Source organism: Stenotrophomonas sp. P5_A8 (assembly GCF_056400545.1).
This window is the reverse complement of record NZ_JBFULB010000533.1, coordinates 1-1453: the sequence shown is the minus strand read 5'-3', so window position 1 is coordinate 1453 and position 1453 is coordinate 1. Positions and strand designations below refer to the sequence as shown.

Sequence of the window (1453 nt, the reverse complement as noted above, 5' to 3'; positions counted from 1 at the left end):
GTGGAAGGCGTGGTCGGCGCATTCGCCAAAGWCAAGCGCGTGCTGGCCTGGGACCTGTGGAACGAGCCGGACAACCCCGGTGGCGGCAACTACATGGACAAGCAGTTGAAGGGCGAGCAGGAGCGCATCGCCGGGCTGTTGCCCCAGATCTTCGATTGGGCGCGTGCCCAAAAGCCGGTGCAGCCGCTCACCAGCGGCGTGTGGATCGGTGATGACTGGTCACCGGGCGCCGCCTCCCTCACCTCGATCCAGCGCACGCAGTTGGAGCGCTCGGACGTGATCACCTTCCACAACTACGAGCAGCCTGAAGCATTTGTGTCCCGCATCGAGCAACTGCGCAAGTATGGCCGCCCGCTCATCTGCACCGAGTGGCTTGCCCGCGGCGCCGGCTCCAATGTGGACACGATCCTGCCGATCGCCCGCCGCGAGAACATCGGGATGATCAACTGGGGCTTCGTTGACGGCGCGATCCAGACCCGCKTCCCTTGGGACAGCTGGCAGCGCCCGTACACGATGGAGGCACCGACCGTGTGGTTCCACGACCTGCTCAACGCCGATGGCACGCCGTATCGCGCTCGAGAGGCGGAGCTGTTCCGCACCCTGGCAAAAACGCCGCGCAAGTCCGTTCCTGCCTTCTGACACCTGACGGCCCGCCATCGACCGATGGCGGGCCACCCGCCGCGCTCGCTTTCCGGAATCCGGAGATACCGCCATGACTCGCCATTCCTCCCGCACCCTGCTCTCCCTGGCCATCCTGTCCGCCCTTGCCCTGCCCGCCCTAGTGCAGGCGCAGACTGCGGGTGCGGTAAATGTGGCCACGCCTGACCCGGCTGCGCAGCCCACCGCCGTTGACCTGGATACCGTCACGGTTACCGCGCTGCGCCAGAGCCTGCAGACCGCCCAGACGATCAAACAGGAGGCGGCGATGGTGGTCGACTCGATCGTCGCCGAGGACATCGGCAAGCTGCCCGACAACAGTGTGGCCGATGCGCTACAACGCGTAACTGGGGTGCAGATCGCCCAAGGCAGCCAAGGCGAAACCACCGGCGTTGTGATCCGCGGACTTCCCAACGTGATCAGCACGTTAAACGGCCGCGAGATTTTCAGCAGTTCCGGTCGTGGGTACGCGTTCCAGAACTTGCCGGCCACCGCCATCAAGAGTCTGAACGTCTACAAGAGCAGCGAGGCCAGTTTGCCGCTCGGCGGCATCGCCGGCCTGGTGGATATCCAGCTGCGCCGCCCACTCGACTTCGATGGCGCTGAAATTGCTGGCACTGTCACCGGCACCCACAGTAAGTACGCCGGCGATATCGATCCCTCGGCCAGCCTGCTGTTGAGTAACCGCTGGGATACCGATGCAGGTGAGATCGGTGCGATGGTCAACTTCGGCTATATCGGCAAGCGTTACGCATACGACGCGGTCTGGGGCGACTTCCCTAAGGTGCTGGAGAAC

At 64.5% G+C, this 1453-nt stretch carries 2 protein-coding genes; both read left to right on the top strand.

What is annotated here, in order from left to right:
• The coding region (locus tag AC1DQP_RS20430) for a glycoside hydrolase 5 family protein (protein ID WP_478052423.1) at positions 1-639 on the top strand (639 nt) is incomplete at its 5' end.
• Between the two features lie 73 nt (positions 640-712).
• On the top strand, positions 713-1453 hold a 741-nt coding region (locus AC1DQP_RS20425; protein WP_478052422.1), incomplete at its 3' end, for a TonB-dependent receptor plug domain-containing protein.